Raw genomic sequence first — 14714 nt, 5'->3', positions numbered from 1 at the left:
GGGAGGCCGCCTGATGAGCAGCTTGAAAAGCAATCTCAGCCGCTTCCGCGGCTATTTCGAGCAGACCGCCAAGCTCATGATCGGGGTGCCGGATTACGACCGCTATGTCGCGCACATGGGGGAGCGGCATCCCGACAAGCCGGTGATGACCTATCAGGAGTTCCTCGACAACCGGCTGGAGGCCCGCTACGGCGCCGGGAAGGCCGGCTGCTGCTGACCGGCTCGGGAGAGACGTGCGGGTGATGGGGGCCGCCATCAAACCTCCCCCATCCCTGGATCCTGTGGCATAAGGGGCCGCCATCACGCGTCCCCGCACCATGCCGTCAAGGACCCCTGTCGCCCATGATCCGCTTCGATAACGTCAGCAAGCAGAACGGCCACCGCATCCTGTTCCTGGAGGCCTCGGCCGCGCTCAACCGGGGTGAGAAGATCGGGCTGGTCGGTCCCAACGGCGCCGGCAAGACCACCCTGTTCCGCATGATCACCGGCGAGGAGCTGCCGGACGGCGGGCAGGTGGCGATCGAGAAGCAGGTCAGCATCGGCTATTTCAACCAGGATGTCGGCGAGATGGCCGGCCGCTCCGCCGTGGCGGAGGTGATGGACGGCGCCGGGCCGGTCAGCGTCGTCGCCGCCGAACTGGCGGAGCTGGAAGCCGCGATGGCCGACCCTGCCCGTGCCGACGAGATGGACTCCATCATCGAGCGCTATGGCGAGGTCCAGGCCCGCTTCGACGAGCTGGGCGGCTATGAGCTGGAGGGCAAGGCGCGCGAGGTGCTGGCGGGCCTCAGCTTCAGCCAGGAGATGATGGACGGCGATGTCGGCGGCCTGTCGGGCGGCTGGAAGATGCGCGTGGCGCTGGCCCGCATCCTGCTGATGCGCCCCGACGCCATGCTGCTCGACGAGCCGAGCAACCATCTGGACATCGAAAGCCTGATCTGGCTGGAAGGTTTTCTGAAGGGCTACGAGGGCGCCCTGCTGATGACCTCGCACGACCGCGAGTTCATGAACCGCATCGTCACCAAGATCATCGAGATCGATGGCGGCACGCTGACCAGCTATTCCGGCGACTATGGCTTCTACGAGAAGCAGCGGGCGCTGAAGGAGAAGCAGCAGGAGGCGCAGTTCGAACGCCAGCAGGCGATGCTGGCGAAGGAACTGAAATTCATCGAGCGCTTCAAGGCCCGCGCCTCCCACGCCTCCCAGGTCCAGAGCCGCGTCAAGAAGCTGGACAAGATCGAGCGCTTCGAGCCGCCCAAGCGCCGGCAGGTGGTGACCTTCGACTTCCCACCGGCCCCGCGCTCCGGCGACGACGTCGCGGTGCTGAAGAATGTCCACAAGGGCTATGGCAGCCGGGTCATCTATGAGGGGCTGGACCTGACCATCCGCCGCAAGGAGCGCTGGTGCGTGATGGGGGTCAACGGCGCCGGCAAATCGACCTTGCTTAAGCTGATCGCCGGGGCGTCGGAACCGGACAGCGGCACCGTCACCATCGGCGGCAGCGTCAAGATGGGCTATTTCTCCCAGCATGCGATGGAGCTGCTGGACGGCGACCAGACCATCTTCGAGGCGCTGGAGGCCCATTTCCCCCAGGCCAGCCAGGGCTCGCTGCGGGCGCTGGCCGGCTGCTTCGGCTTTTCCGGCGACGATGTCGAGAAGAAATGCCGGGTGCTGTCGGGCGGCGAGAAGGCGCGCCTAGTGATGGCGATCATGCTGTTCAACCCACCCAACTTCCTGGTGCTGGACGAGCCGACCAACCATCTCGACCTCGACACCAAGCAGATGCTGATCTCCGCCCTGGCGGCCTATGAGGGCACCATGCTGTTCGTGTCGCACGACCGCCATTTTCTGGCGGCCCTGTCCAACCGCGTGCTGGAGCTGACGCCGGAGGGGATCCACCAGTATGGCGGCGGCTACACCGAGTATGTGGAGCGCACCGGTCAGGAGGCGCCGGGGCTGCGCAGCTAAGGCCCCGCCCCATCACTTCAAGTGAACGTTTCCTTCAGAACAAGTCATTGGTCATGAAAGCGCCACGGGCGTAGCATCGCCTCCGTTGTCGAAGCGGCGGAGGCGGACATGCCCTCTCTCACGGATTCCCTCGAACGGCTGGGATTGCGGTCTCCGGTGATCCAGGCGCCGATGGCGGGAGGCGGCGATACGGCGGCTCTGGTGGCGGCGGTCAACGAGAACGGCGGGCTCGGCTTCGTCGGCGCCGCCTATCTGACCGGCGCGCAGATTTCCGAGCGAGCGCTCGCTATTCGTGAGCGCACCGCCCTGCCCTTCGGCATCAACCTGTTCGCGCCGACGCCGGCGCCCGGCCCCGCGCCGATGATGGCCGAGGCGATGGCCCGCATGGCGCCCTTCCATGCCGAACTCGGGCTGCCGGAGGCGGAGGAGCCTGTCTATGGCGGCGATGCGTTCGACCGGCAATTCGCGGCGGTGCTCGACAGCGGGGCTGCTCTTTACAGCGTCACCTTCGGGCTGCCGCCGGCCGACAGCATCGTCGCGGCCAAGGCCCGCGGCATGCGGGTGCTGGGCACCGCGACGACGGTGGCGGAGGCGGTGGCGCTGGAGCAGGCCGGCGTCGATGCGGTGATCGCCCAGGGCGGCGAGGCCGGCGGCCACCGCGGCAGCTTCATCGGCGATCCCTGGGAAGATCGGGGGGCCAATCTGGTCGGCACCATGGCGCTGGTGCCGCAAGTGGTCGATGCGGTCGGGGTGCCGGTGATCGCGTCCGGCGGCATCATGGATGGGCGCGGCATCGCCGCGGCGCTGGCTCTCGGGGCCAGCGCGGTGCAGATGGGCACCGTCTTCCTGACCACCGACGAGGCCGGCATCTCGGAGGCGCACAAGGCGGCCATCCTGGCGGCGCGCGAGGACCAGACCCGCATCACCCGAGCCTTTTCCGGTCGGTCGGCGCGCGGCATCGTCAACCGCTTCATGGAAACGGTGGAGGACCCGCTGATGCCCGACGCCGTGCTGCCCTTCCCGTTGCAGAACGCGCTGACGCGACCGCTGCGCACCGCCGCCGGCAAATCCGGGCGGGCGGAGTTCCTGTCGCTATGGGCCGGCCAGGGGCTGCGGATGGCGCGGCGGCGACCCGCCGGCGAGTTGGTGACGGAACTGCTGCGGGAAACCGGGGCGATATGCCGGAAACTCGCTGACTGACGCCCGTCCCGGGGGCCGCCCGGCTCAGACGGCCTCGACCGTGACGCGGTTGCGGCCACCGCGCTTGGCGGCATAGAGCGCCTGATCGGCCCGGCGGACCAGCGACATCGCCGGTTCACCGGGACGGTACTGGGCGACGCCGACCGACAGGGCGACGGTGCCGTAATTGGCGTTGCGCGCCTTGTTGACGATCTGGCGGGCGCCGACGAAGCCGCGCACCTGCTCGGCCAGCTTGGAGGCGTTCTCCAGGCTGGTGCGCGGCAGGATGATGGCGAACTCCTCGCCGCCATAGCGGGTCGCGGTGTCCCGGCCCTTGATGCATTCGGTCAGCATGCGCGCCACCAGCTTCAACACATGGTCGCCGACCAGATGGCCGTGGATGTCGTTGAAGGTCTTGAAATGGTCGATGTCGACCATCAGCAACGAGAGCGGCTGTTCATCGCGGACCGACGTCTCCATCGCCTCCTCCAGCATCTGGTCGAAGGCCTTGCGGTTGCCGATCCCGGTCAGCGCATCGGTCAGCGCCTCGCGCCGGGCGCTGTCCAGGCTGACCCGCATCTCCGCCAGCTGATGGCTCGATTCCTGAAGCTGGAGTTGCAGGGCGGTCTGGCGGTCGACGATCTCCCTGGTCTCGGCCGCGATGGCGGCGACCATGGCGCGCAATTCCGCCAGGCTGAGCGGTTGGTCCAGCTCCTCCCGGAAGCCGGACAGGGCGTTGCCATAGCGCTCGGTCTCCGATCCGACAGTGCCGAGCTGCTCCAATATGCGCCCCAGAGCATAACGCGCCTTGTCGGACGTCTCTCTGATCGCCTGGGCTTCGGCATCCATCGTGAAGAAGCGCTTATACAGCTCCTCGCACAGGGTTTGCGAGGCGGCCAGCCCGTCTCGTCGCGCCAGATCGATGGCGCGGGTCAGGTCGGGATTGTTGCCGCTGAAATACACGTACCAGAGCGTGAAATTCTCGGGGGTGGGGGGAAGCCGATCGGTCCGCATCCGATCCATGGCCTTGTTGGCGAGACCGCTGGAAAACTCGAAATCCCCCACAGTCGCCACGGCCGCCGTCCATCCAAAATCGTTCGATTTCGAACGTTACGCGGAGCAAGCCCCTACAGCAAGGAGGTTTTAAGCGCCGGGGCGGGATGGTCGAAAGCTTTTAATTGCATTGCCCGACCGAGCTTTCCGCACAGATATGCGTGCCATCCGTCCAGCGCGCGCCGGACAGGTCGGCATGCCGCAGGTCTGTCCCGGACAGTTTCGCTCCGGTCAGATCGGCCCGCGCCAGCGATGCCCCGACCATTTTCGCGTTGCGCAGATCGGCCTCGCGGAAGCTGGCGCCGGTCAGGTCGGCACGGGTGAAGTCCGCCTCGATCAGCCTCGCCCGGTCGAAGACCGCGGCGGGAGCGCTGGCGCTGATGAACTTCGCGCGATAACCGTCGGCATCGGCCAGCGTCGCCTGTCCCAGCGTGGCGCGCTGGAAAGTGGTGTCGCGCAGCATCGCCCCGCCGAGATTCACCCCGGTCAGCGTCTGTCCCTCCAGCGAGCAACGCCGCCAGTTGACCTTCGGCTGTGCCGCCTCGGTACAGTCGGCAAGCGCCGGCCCGGCGGCCAGGAGGATCAGGACAGCGGCGGCGGCGGGACGGATGCCGGACCATGGTCCGGTGCGGGCGGGCGGGACGGATGCGGTTGTCATCCTCCGATAGATGGGGAGAGCGGACGTCGACTCAACCACCCGGCGCAATCCTAGCGGTCCGGTCCGGCGCCATCCAGTCGCCGGATGGCCCGCCCGGCCTGCGGCGGCCGGGGAAGGGTGGCATGGGCCAACGCCTCTTCGGCGAGCGTCGCCGCGACGGATGGCGGAAAGGGGCAGGTCCTGCGAATGCCGAGATCGACATGCAGCAGCATGAACTCCGCCGTCGCCGCCAGCCATCCCTCCTCGGCATGGCGCATCTCGTGGAACAGGTGCAGCCGCTTGGCATCGGCACCGAGCAGCAGGGACTCGAATCGCAGCGGCGTTCCCTCCGTCACCTCGCGGGCATAGGTCAGATGGGCGTCTGCCACGAAGACCGACCGGTTCTCCGCCGCCACATAGGCCTTGCCGATGCCGAACCGGTCCAGCACGGCGTCCGTCGCATGATCGAAGGCCAGCAGGTAATAGGCGACGTTCATGTGCCCGTTGTAGTCGATCCACTCCGGACGGACGGTCTCGTGGTGGAGGCTCAGGGGGGCGGAGGCATCAGCGGTCATGGCATACCAAGGAAACGGATGATGTCGGTTCGCAGCGTCTCGATCTCCGCCAGCCAGCCGGCGACCTCCTCGACAGTGGGTTCGTCGGGTGGATCGTCGAAAAGCTGCGCGGTCGGATAGCGATAGGCGACGGCAAGTTCAGTGAAGCGCTGAAGCGGAAGCAGCGCCTCACGCAACCCATGTTCAGCGGGCAAACGGTCGATCAGGCTCCCCAGATCATGGCTGCGCGGGGGGTTGATACCGGCAGCGACCAGCAGGGCCTTGATCAGCTTCTCCACCGCCTGCTGACAATGGAAAGCGGCGCCCGCCGGTTCGGGATCCGGGCCTGCGATGGCCTTGCGGATCATGGCGAGATCGCGCTCGGCCACCATGATCCAGGAGCGGACGACGTCAGTGTCCATAGACCCTTACGCCGTTGTGATTGGCCTCGTAGCAGAGGGTCCCCACGGAATCCTTGTAGCGTTCGAAATTGGTGCGGGAACAGGGCAGCACGTCAGCCGGGATACCGGTGCCGATCTTGGACGCATAGGCGTAGCGGATCGACCGCCGTTCCTTCGGCGCATCGTCCGGGACGATCACCAGCAGGTCGTAATCGCTGTCCTCATCGAAATCACCGCGCGCCCGGCTGCCGAACAGATAGACGGCCTCCGGCTCCAGAGCCGGAACGATCCGGTCCAGCAGGATCCGCAACCTCTCATCGTTCCGCGCGTCGATGACCGTCATCAGAAGCCTCCGCCGCCCATCCTAACACGGAACGGGCGGCGGCGGGGCCGCTCACACCGAGAAATACTTGGCCCGCGGGTGGTGCAGGACGATCGCCGAGGTGCTCTGCTCGGGATGGAGCTGGTCCTCGTCCGACATTTCGATGCCGATGCGGCCGGCGTCGAGCAGCTTCAACAGCTGTTCCTGGTCCTTCAGGTTCGGGCAGGCCGGATAGCCGAAGCTGTAGCGGCTGCCGCGATAGGCCTGCTGTAGCAGCTTCTCCTTGTCGCGGCTGTCCTCGGCGCCATAACCCAGCTCGGCACGGATGCGGGCATGGACATATTCCGCCATCGCCTCGGTCATCTCCACCGACAGTCCATGCAGGTAGAGATAATCCTGGTAGCGGTTCTCGGCGAACCAGTCCCGCGCCACGTCGGCGCAATGCTGGCCCATGGTGACGACCTGGAGGCCGATCACGTCACGCTCCGGATCGGTCACGTCGCGCAGGAAGTCGGCGATGCACTCGCCATCCTCCTTGGCCTGACGGGGCAGCGAGAAGCGGGCGGCCTCGGTGGTGCCGTCCTCCTCGAACAGGATGACATCGTTGCCGTCGGCCGCCGCCTTCCAATAGCCGTAGACGGCGGTCGGGCGCAGGATCTCCTCCTTCGCCGCGATCTGGAGAATGCGGTCGAGCACCGGCCGCAGCTCCTTCTTCGCCCACTCCTTGAACTCCTCGAAGGATTTTCCATCCTTCCGATAACCCCATTGCAGCTGATAGAGCATCCGCTCGTTCAGGTAGGTGACCAGCGTCTTCAGCGGCACATGGTCGATCAGCTTCGGCCCCCAGAAGGGCGGGGTCGGCACCGGCACGCCCTCGGCCAGACGGTGGCGGCGGGCGCGGACGGCATCCTTGTCCACCGGGCCGGTGGCGGCGCTGGTCGCCTGCCCCAGCACGCGGCGGCGGTTGGTCGCCTTGCCGGCGCGCTTGGCCTGCTGGATGGCGAGCTGCTGGTCGAAGCTGCCCTCCACCACCTTGTCCATCAGGGTCAGCCCGTCGAAGGCGTCGCCGGCATAGGCGACGCGGCCGGAGCCGTAGGAGGCCACGCAGTCGCCCTCGACATAGGCGCGGGTCAGCGCCGCACCGCCGAGCAGGACCGGAACCTCCAGCCCCTCGCGGGTCATCTCCTCCAGATTCTCGCGCATCACCACGGTGGACTTGACCAGCAGGCCGGACATGCCGACGGCGGTGGCCTTATGCTCCTTGGCGGCCTGGATGATGGCGCTCACCGGCTGCTTGATGCCGAGATTGACCACCTTGTAGCCGTTGTTGGTCAGGATGATGTCGACGAGGTTCTTGCCGATGTCGTGGACGTCGCCCTTCACGGTGGCGAGCACCAGCGTGCCCTTCTGCTGGCCTTCCACCTTCTCCATGTGCGGCTCCAGCCACGCCACCGCGGCCTTCATCGTCTCGGCCGACTGGAGGACGAAGGGCAACTGCATCTTGCCGGCGCCGAACAGCTCGCCCACCACCTTCATGCCGTCGAGCAGATAGGTGTTGATGATCTCCAGCGGCGGATGGGTCTTCATCGCCTCGGCGAGGTCGTCCTCCAGCCCGGTGCGGTCGCCGTCGACGATGCGCTCCTTCAACCGCTCCTCGACGGTCTCGGCGCGCGCCTTCTTCTTGGCGTCCGCCGCCTTGCGGCCTTCGAACAGGGCGATGAAGGCCTGGAGCGGGTCGTAGCCTTCCGAGCGGCGGTCGAAGATCAGATCCTCGGCGGTCTTGACCTCCTTCTCCGGGATCTGGTGCAGCGGCAGGATCTTGGAGACATGGACGATGGCGCCCGTCATCCCCTTCTTCACCGCATGGTCGAGGAAGACCGAGTTCAGCACATGGCGCGCCGCGGCGTTCAGGCCGAAGGAGACGTTGGACAGGCCGAGGATGATCTGGCAGCCCGGCATCTCGCGGGATATCGCCTCGATGCCCTCCAGCGTCCAGATGGCGAGCTTGCGGTCGTCCTCGTTGCCGGTGGCGATGGTGAAGGTCAGCGGGTCGAACAGCAGGTCGGACGGGGCGAGGCCGTATTCGGTCACCGCCAGATCATAGAGCCGCTTGGCGATGGCGAGCTTGCGGTCGGGCGTCTTCGCCATGCCCTCTTCGTCGATGGTCAGGGCGATGACGGCGGCGCCGAACTTCTTGGCGAGTTCCAGACGCAGCCTCGCCGGCTCCTCGCCATCCTCGAAATTGATGGAATTGAGGATCGCCTTGCCGCCATAGAGCGCCAGCGCCTGTTCCAGCACCTTGTACTCGGTCGAATCGATGACCAGCGGCGCCGTCACCGAGCCGGCGAAGCGGGAGATCACCGCGTTCATCTCCGCCACCTCGTCGCGGCCGACGAAGGCGGTGCAGACGTCCAGCGAGTGGCTGCCCTCCTTCACCTGCTCGCGCGCCATCTCGACGCAGCCGTCCCAGTCGTTCCTCTCCTGCAACTCGCGCCACTTCTTGGAACCGTTGGCGTTGCAGCGCTCGCCGATGGCGAAGAAGGCGTTCTCCTGGCGCAGCGTGACCTGGGAATAGAGCGAAGCCACCGCCGGCACCCAATGGACGGTGCGGCCCTTCGGGTTGGGCCGGTGCGAGCCGGCCGGAGCCAGCTTGCGCAGCATCTGGTTGGCCGCCGCGATGTGGGGCACATTGGTGCCGCAGCAGCCGCCGACGAGGTTCACGCCATCCTCGACCACGAAGCGCTCCAGCCAATGGGCGAAGTCGCCGGCCAGCAGCGGGTAATGGGTCTTGCCGTCGACCAGCTCGGGCAGCCCGGCATTCGGCTGGACCGAGATCAGGCCCGGCCAGTTCTGCGCCAGCCAGCGCACATGCTCGCTCATCTCCAGCGGCCCGGTGGCGCAGTTCAGCCCCATCAGCGGCACGTCCAGCGCCTGGATGATGGTGGCGGCGGCGGCGATGTCGGTGCCGACCAGCAGCGTGCCGGTGGTCTCGACCGTCACCTGGACGAAGACGGGGGTGTCCGACTTCGCTTCCAGCCGGGCGCGCTTGATGCCGTTGACGGCGGCCTTGATCTGCAAGGGATCCTGACAGGTCTCCACCAGGATGGCGTCGGCCCCGCCGGCGATCAGCCCGGCGGCCTGGACGTGGAAGCTGTCCTCGGCCGGCTGGTAGGCGATGTGGCCCAGGCTCGGCAGCTTGGTGCCCGGCCCGATCGAGCCGATGACGAAGCGGGGCTGGCCGTCCGTGAAGCTCTCCGCCGCCTCGCGCGCCAGCTCGACGGCGCGCCGGTTGATCTCGAACGCCTTCTCGGAGATGCCGAACTCGCCCAGCGTCACCGGCGAGGCGCCGAAGGTGTCGGTCTCCACCATGTCGGCGCCGGCTTCGAAATAGCCGCGGTGGATGTCGCGGACGATGTCGGGACGCGACAGGGGCAGGATATCGGTGCAGTTCTCGTGCCCCCAGTAATCCTTCTCGACGTCGAGGTCGAGCGCCTGGATGCGGCTGCCGAACCCGCCGTCGCAAAGCAGAACACGGTCACGCAGGGTGTCGAGGATGTGGGGCATGGGAATGCGTCTTGTCCGTTATTTGGCGGGTTCGGGGCAAAAGCGGGATTTTAAGTAAGGCCGTTGCGGTTGGCGGGCCACCAGTCCTCGTCGAGAAGCTGGTCCAGGGAATAGGAGCAATCGGCGGGCAAGTCGTTCAACCGGATGCCGTCGCGCTCCAGACCGAGAGCCGCGATCTTGCGGCCGGTCTTGTAGATGCCGGCGGTGTCGATCCGCTCGCGAAGGCTTGGACTTGCGGACAGATCGCGGGCAACGCGATCGCGGTGTTCGAGCACCGAAATCTTCCAATCACCGCGAGGACCTTCAGCGGGAGAGTATTCCAGCTTCAGCAGATGCTCGATCACACGGAGCAGCGCGCTTTCGACCGCGCGCAATTCCGACCGGCCCATGCTTTCGATCTCCTCCGCGACATTCTCCCAGTCGATGGGCGTGTTGATGCGCTCGCGCGCCGCGCCGCGAAGCAGGCGAGCCTGCTCCTCGGTCCAGGCGAGGAAGTCGGCGTCGTATCCGATCCGGCTGTCCATGGCGTCAGCCCTCCAGCCCATGCCGGCTCACCGACCACCAGTCGGGATCGCGTAGATCCTCCAGAGCGTAGGGGCAGTCCTTCGGCAGCGCGTCGATGGCGACGCTGTCGTCCTGACAGGCGTCGTCACGGCCGTCCAGCCACGCTTTGCCCAGGACCTCGGCGGGCCAACGATGCAGGCTTGGATGCTCCTCCAGCTTGTCCTGAAGATGACGGCGGGCCTTGGTTACCGAGATCCGCCATTTCCGACGCGGATAGGGGTCGGGTGAATGTTCGAGTTTCAGAAGATGCTCGATCACCGTGGCCAGATGGCTGCGGATCGCGTCCTTGACCTGCCCGCCCATGATGTCGAGTTCCTCGGCGATGTGCTCCCAGTCGATGGGCGAGTTGGAGCGCTCGGTCGCCGCTTCGCGCAGCAACCGCGCCTGTTCCTGGGTCCAGGCGTAGAAGTCGGTGTCGTATCCGATCCGGCTGTCCATGGCGCTATGCCCCCTTCGGCGGAAGTTCGGCGACTCTAGCATGAATCCGTTACAACAACGCCCTACCCCGCCACTGGCGCCGCAGCCGGGGCTGCCTTCGCCTTCACCCCAAGCATGCGGCAGATGGCGATGGTCAGGTCCGACCGGTTCAGCGTGTAAAAGTGGAAGTCGTTCACGCCCCGCGCCTGCAACTCCTGGCACTGCTCCGCCGCCACGGTCGCGGCGACGAGCTGGCGGGTCTCCGGGTCGTCGTCCAGCCCCTCGAAGGTCTCGGCCAGCTTGGCCGGCATCGACGCGCCGCACCGGTCGGCGAACTCCACCGCGCGGGCGAAGTTGGTGATCGGCAGGATGCCGGGCACGATCGGCACATGGATGCCGGCCGCCGCGCAGCGGTCGAGGAAACGGTAATAGACATCGTTGTCGAAGAAGAACTGGGTGATCGCGCGGGTGGCGCCGGCATCGATCTTGCGCTTCAGATTGTCCAGGTCGAACTGGGCGCTCGGCGCCTCCGGATGGGCTTCGGGATAGGCCGCCACCGAGATCTCGAAGTCGGCGATCCGCTTCATCCCCGCCACCAGATCGGCGGCATAGGCGTAGCCGCCGGGAAACGGCTCGTACTTGCCGCCGACGCCGCCCGCCGTCTCCGGCGGGTCGCCGCGCAGCGCCACCAGATGGCGGATGCCGGCGTCCCAATAGGTGCGGGCGATGGCGTCGATCTCGTCGCGGGTAGCGCCGACGCAGGTGAAATGGGCGGCGGCCGGGATGCCGGTCTCCGCCTGGATGCGGCAGACGGTGGCGTGGGTGCGCTCGCGGGTCGAGCCGCCGGCGCCGTAGGTCACCGACACGAAGCCGGGCGACAGCGGGGCCAGCCGCCGGATCGACTGCCACAGGCTCTGCTCCATCTTCTCCGTCTTGGGCGGGAAGAACTCGAAGCTGATGGACGGCGGCGCAGAGATGGGCGCGGTCATGACGGAACTCCGCTGAGCGAGTGGGCGGGCTTCGGGGAAGAAACAGGAACGCCGGCGGCAAGACGGGTCGCCGGCCAGATCGAAACGGTGAGCGGATCACCCGGCAGATGCACCACCGGACCGCAGTCCAGGCCGGACTGGCGGCACCAGCCGGCGACCTCGGCATCGGCGAAGCCCAGGCGGCGGTGCGCATGCTCCTCGCGCAGGGCTTCCAGATGATGGGGGGCGAAATCGACGACCAGCAGCAGCCCGCCGGGGCGCAGCACCCGCGCCGCCTCGGCCAGCACGCCGGCCGGCGATTCGGTATAGTGCAGCACCTGATGGATCACCGCGGCGTCGAAGGAGCCGGAGGAAAAGGGCAGCTGGTACATGTCGGCCTGCCGGACATGGCAATGGCGGAAGCCCGCCTCCTCCAGCCGGTTGCGGGCGACGGCCAGCATCTCGCGCGACTGGTCTACCCCGATCGCGCGATGGACGCGCCCGGCCAGCACCTCCAGCATCCGTCCGGTGCCGGTGCCGATGTCGAGCAGTTCCTCCACCCCCTCTTTCGGGAACAGGCGCAGCAGAGCGGCCTCGACCTCGCCTTCCGCGATGTGAAGGGAGCGAATCTCGTGCCAGCGCGCGGCATTCTCGCGGAAGTAGGCGGCGGCGGTCTCCGAGCGGGCGCGCTTGATCGCCTCCAGCCGCTCCAAATCCAGCGTCAGGGTGGCGTCGTCGCCGGGGATCGCGTCAACCAGCACGCGCGCCAGCTCGGCCGACGCCCCCCTTTCGGCAAGGCGGTAGAAGGCGAAGGTTCCCTCGCGGAAACGGTCGAGCAGCCCGGCGTCGCACAAAAGCTTCAGGTGGCGCGAGACGCGCGGCTGGCTCTGCCCCAGGATCTGGGTCAGCTCCGTCACCGTCAGCTCGCCATGCGCGCACAGCGCCAGCAGCCTGAGCCGCGTCGTCTCGGCCGCCGCCTTCAGCGTCGCAAGCAGATCGTCCATCGCCTCACGTCCGATTCGGGCCACAACGGGCACCGGCCAGCCGAGGCACCATGCCCGGTCAAGCCGAATACAGATATAAAGATATCTTTATGCGTCGTAAACCGCTTTTCGCAGGCCACGCTCTCCAAGCCGCCGATCGGATGGTCGCGGACCATCGGCACCTGTTCCGTCGTTGCGGGAAACCGCCGGTCCACAAGCCTTCCGAACGGCCCGCGGCACCGTCGTCACATTCGCCGCGCCGTTCCGGAGACCATGCCCGCGCATGCTGGTCAAACGGCCGAGCCTGTGTTAGGTCAGGAAACGGTGGAAATTCCGCGATATCTCGCCCAATCTTCCTCCCGACCGCGTGGTCGCCTTGCCAAAGCCGAGGACTTCCGTAACCGGTGTCCTCGATTGTGGACAGGACATGCGGCGACCCGCACCGAGTCGAGCCCACAGATAAAGAGCCGTCGCACATGAAGCTGGCCAGCTTTTCCCGCTCCCTCCTCCGGACGGCCACCGTCCTGGGCCTCGCCCTGACCGCGACGGCCTGCGCGACCAACCCGGGCGACTCGGGCGCGAAGGATGCCGCCTATCAGGTCAATGATCCGCTGGAAGGGGCGAACCGCGTGGTGTTCGCGGTGAACGACGCCGTCGACACGGTGGCGTTGCGCCCGGCGGCCGAAGTGTATGTCGCCGTGGTTCCCGATCCGATCCGCGACGCCATCCATAACTTCATCGACAACCTGATGTCGCCGCTCTACATCGCCAACAACCTGTTGCAGGGGAATTTCGACGGGGCGACCAACGCAACCGGCCGTTTCCTGACCAACACCATCCTGGGCGCCGGCGGTATCGCCGATGTCGCGTCGCAGGCGGCCATCCCGCAGGCTCAGGAGGATTTCGGCCAGACGCTGGCGGTGTGGGGCGTGGGCGAAGGCCCGTATCTCGTGCTGCCGCTGCTGGGTCCGTCGAACCTGCGCGACGCCACCGGCTATGGCGTCGACACCGTCGGCGACCCGGTCCGCATCTGGGCCTACGCCCACAACGGCCAGGGCCTGATGTTCACCCGCGCCGGCGTCAACGCCGTCGACCGTCGGTCGGAGGTGCTGAAGGAGGTCGACGACCTGCGCCGCAATTCGCTGGACTTCTATGCCACCGTGCGCAGCCTGTACCATCAGCAGCGCGAGGCGGCGATCGCCAACAACAAGAATGCGGCGCAGCCGGAGTTCCCGGACTTCACCAACAGCTCCGGCGCCGGCAACGCCCCCGCCGCGAGCGCGCCGAAGCCCTGATCGGCCGTCGGCATTCCGTGACGCGGCGCCCGCCGGGCGCGCGCGTCACGGAATGGACGGACGCGGAGGAGATAGGCTTGCCCGTCGACGCGCCCTGACAAAAGGCGCGGTTTTCCATCAAAGGCAAGATGACCGTTGACAATGCCGCCGCAACAGCCACCTTTCGCCACACCATGCTGACACGCCGCCACTTCGTCGCGTGCGCTGCCCTGCTCGCGGTAAGCGGTTGGGCCGGCCACACCCTCATCTCCCCGGCCGCCGCGCAGAGCGCGGATCAGGGGGCCAGCGCGTTCATCCAGAAGCTGGGGAACGACGCCATCGCCACCTTCTCGGACAAGAGCGTTCCGCGCGATCAGGCGGTGCAGAAGTTCCGCACCCTGCTCTATGCCGGCTTCGATGTGCCCTACATCGGCCGCTGGGTTCTGGGCCGCTACTGGAACTCCGCCAGCGAAGCGCAGCGGGCCGAATACCAGAAGCTGTTCGAACAGCTGATCGTCAACACCTATGCCGAGCGTTTCGTCGAATATTCGGGCGAAACCTTCAAGATCAGCGGCGTCACCCCCGCCGGCGAGGCGGACAGCATGGTGACGACGCAGATCGTCCGCCCGAACGGCCCGCCGGTGAATGTCAGCTGGCGCGTCCGCAAGACCGGCGCCGACTACAAGATCATCGATGTGGTGGTCGAGAATGTCAGCATGGGCGTGACCCAGCGGCAGGAATTCGCCTCGGTCATCGAACAGAACAATGGCCGCGTCGATGGCCTGATCCAGGCGCTGCGCCAGAAGGTCGGCCGCGCCGGCTGATATCATCCG

Annotated in this window: 15 protein-coding genes; 5 read left to right on the top strand and 10 right to left on the bottom strand. The window is 66.9% G+C overall.

Going from position 1 to position 14714, the window contains the following annotated elements; genetic code table 11:
• Positions 1-22: 22 nt before the first annotated feature.
• The 3 genes from AZL_RS04940 (at position 23) to AZL_RS04930 (ending at position 3165) form a co-directional block, all read left to right on the top strand.
• Positions 23-217, top strand: coding sequence for a YbdD/YjiX family protein (locus tag AZL_RS04940; protein WP_042443531.1), 195 nt, complete (start codon positions 23-25; stop codon positions 215-217).
• 125 nt (positions 218-342) lie between these two features.
• Positions 343-1965, top strand: coding sequence for an ABC-F family ATP-binding cassette domain-containing protein (locus AZL_RS04935; protein WP_012973553.1), 1623 nt, complete (start codon positions 343-345; stop codon positions 1963-1965).
• Between the two features lie 108 nt (positions 1966-2073).
• A complete protein-coding gene (locus AZL_RS04930; RefSeq protein ID WP_012973552.1) occupies positions 2074-3165 on the top strand; it encodes an NAD(P)H-dependent flavin oxidoreductase in 1092 nt (363 codons plus the stop codon).
• Positions 3166-3189: 24 nt separating this feature from the next.
• Here AZL_RS04930 and AZL_RS04925 read toward each other — a convergent pair whose 3' ends face one another.
• The 10 genes from AZL_RS04925 to AZL_RS04880 all read right to left on the bottom strand — a co-directional run bounded on the left by AZL_RS04925 (position 3190) and on the right by AZL_RS04880 (position 12628).
• Positions 3190-4218: a GGDEF domain-containing protein gene (locus AZL_RS04925; protein WP_012973551.1), complete on the bottom strand. Its 1029-nt coding sequence runs from the start codon at positions 4216-4218 to the stop codon at positions 3190-3192.
• Between the two features lie 100 nt (positions 4219-4318).
• Entirely contained in the window at positions 4319-4855 is a 537-nt protein-coding gene (locus AZL_RS04920; protein ID WP_012973550.1) for a pentapeptide repeat-containing protein, read from the bottom strand.
• Positions 4856-4905: 50 nt separating this feature from the next.
• Positions 4906-5409: a thioesterase family protein gene (locus AZL_RS04915; RefSeq protein ID WP_012973549.1), complete on the bottom strand. Its 504-nt coding sequence runs from the start codon at positions 5407-5409 to the stop codon at positions 4906-4908.
• Positions 5406-5810, bottom strand: a complete 405-nt coding sequence (locus tag AZL_RS04910) for a HEPN domain-containing protein (protein ID WP_012973548.1) — start codon at positions 5808-5810, stop codon at positions 5406-5408. Before AZL_RS04910 ends, AZL_RS04915 begins: the two co-directional genes overlap by 4 nt.
• Positions 5800-6132 carry a nucleotidyltransferase domain-containing protein gene (locus AZL_RS04905; protein ID WP_012973547.1) on the bottom strand — a complete coding sequence of 111 codons (333 nt, stop codon included), beginning with the start codon at positions 6130-6132 and terminating at the stop codon, positions 5800-5802. The genes AZL_RS04910 and AZL_RS04905 overlap by 11 nt, the downstream gene beginning before the upstream one ends.
• Before the next feature lie 51 nt (positions 6133-6183).
• Positions 6184-9675 (bottom strand): methionine synthase, encoded by a 3492-nt coding sequence (gene metH / locus AZL_RS04900; protein ID WP_012973546.1) that lies wholly within the window; start codon positions 9673-9675, stop codon positions 6184-6186.
• Positions 9676-9725: 50 nt separating this feature from the next.
• The gene (locus tag AZL_RS04895) at positions 9726-10199 is read right to left on the bottom strand and encodes a DUF29 domain-containing protein (RefSeq protein WP_042442567.1); all 474 of its coding nucleotides are present in this window, start codon (positions 10197-10199) and stop codon (positions 9726-9728) included.
• A 4-nt stretch (positions 10200-10203) separates the two neighbouring features.
• A complete protein-coding gene (locus AZL_RS04890; RefSeq protein WP_012973544.1) occupies positions 10204-10677 on the bottom strand; it encodes a DUF29 domain-containing protein in 474 nt (157 codons plus the stop codon).
• A 62-nt stretch (positions 10678-10739) separates the two neighbouring features.
• Positions 10740-11645, bottom strand: a complete 906-nt coding sequence (metF, locus tag AZL_RS04885; protein WP_012973543.1) for a methylenetetrahydrofolate reductase [NAD(P)H] — start codon at positions 11643-11645, stop codon at positions 10740-10742.
• The gene (locus AZL_RS04880) at positions 11642-12628 is read right to left on the bottom strand and encodes an ArsR/SmtB family transcription factor (protein ID WP_042442565.1); all 987 of its coding nucleotides are present in this window, start codon (positions 12626-12628) and stop codon (positions 11642-11644) included. The genes metF and AZL_RS04880 overlap by 4 nt, the downstream gene beginning before the upstream one ends.
• 455 nt (positions 12629-13083) lie before the next feature.
• Here AZL_RS04880 and AZL_RS04875 point away from each other — a divergent pair, with 455 nt between their 5' ends.
• Entirely contained in the window at positions 13084-13902 is an 819-nt protein-coding gene (locus AZL_RS04875; RefSeq protein WP_042442563.1) for an MlaA family lipoprotein, read from the top strand.
• A gap of 128 nt (positions 13903-14030) precedes the next feature.
• Positions 14031-14705 carry an MlaC/ttg2D family ABC transporter substrate-binding protein gene (locus tag AZL_RS04870; protein ID WP_148219204.1) on the top strand — a complete coding sequence of 225 codons (675 nt, stop codon included), beginning with the start codon at positions 14031-14033 and terminating at the stop codon, positions 14703-14705.
• Positions 14706-14714: the final 9 nt, after the last annotated feature.

The sequence above is a fragment of the Azospirillum sp. B510 genome (genome assembly GCF_000010725.1).
Lineage (GTDB): Bacteria > Pseudomonadota > Alphaproteobacteria > Azospirillales > Azospirillaceae > Azospirillum > Azospirillum lipoferum_B.
Note: the sequence above shows the minus strand (reverse complement) of the source record. Positions and strands in the feature narration are given on the sequence as shown.